The sequence below is a fragment of the Pseudomonas sp. 05N434 genome, from assembly GCF_056396965.1.
Genome location: NZ_JBFTMK010001006.1, coordinates 1 through 705 on the forward strand (window position 1 = coordinate 1; position 705 = coordinate 705).

A 705-nucleotide genomic window follows, 5' to 3' on the forward strand; every position below is an offset into this window, starting at 1 on the left:
GCCTATGACGAGCAGGGTCGATTGATTGCCGAGCAGGATCCGCTCCGCGCTGTCACCGAATACCGTTACGACGACGTCGGACGCTTGGTGGCGCTGATTCCACCGCAAGACGAACCGACGGCCTACGAGTATCGCAACGGTTTCCTGCATGCGCGCTATCGCGGTCAGGCGGTGTGGAAATACCAGCGCAATGCCCAGGGTGATGTCACCGAGGCGACCGATCCCGACGGTCAGGTCACCCATTACCACTACGACGAACAAGGCCGGCTGCTGTCGATCCGCTACCCGGACACCAGTCGCCATGTGTTCGTCTGGAATGCCCTGGGCCAGTTGCTTGAGGAAACACTGCCAGATGGTGGGCAGCGAGCGTTTTCCTACGATGCGCTGGGGCGGCAGACGACTCGTCAGGACGAACACGGTGCGCTCACCCAGTATCAATGGGATGCCGTCGGCCGACTGGTCCAGGCGACATTGCCGACCGGCGCCACCCGTGGGTTCAGCTACAACGCCTACGGTAAGATCACCGCCGAACGCGACGAACTGGGCCGCATCACCCGCTACGAATACGTCGACGATTTGCACCTGGTCAGCCGCCGGATCAATCCCGACGGCACCCAGCTCCAGTACCGCTATGACAATGCGCAGCTGCTGCTCACGGAAATCGAAAACGAATCCGGCGAACACTATCGGCTGGACTACACACCC

1 pseudogene is annotated in these 705 nt (G+C 61.4%); it reads left to right on the plus strand.

The window, feature by feature from the left end:
- A pseudogene (locus AC1DLB_RS31370) lies at positions 1–705 on the plus strand (type IV secretion protein Rhs); the annotation flags it as partial.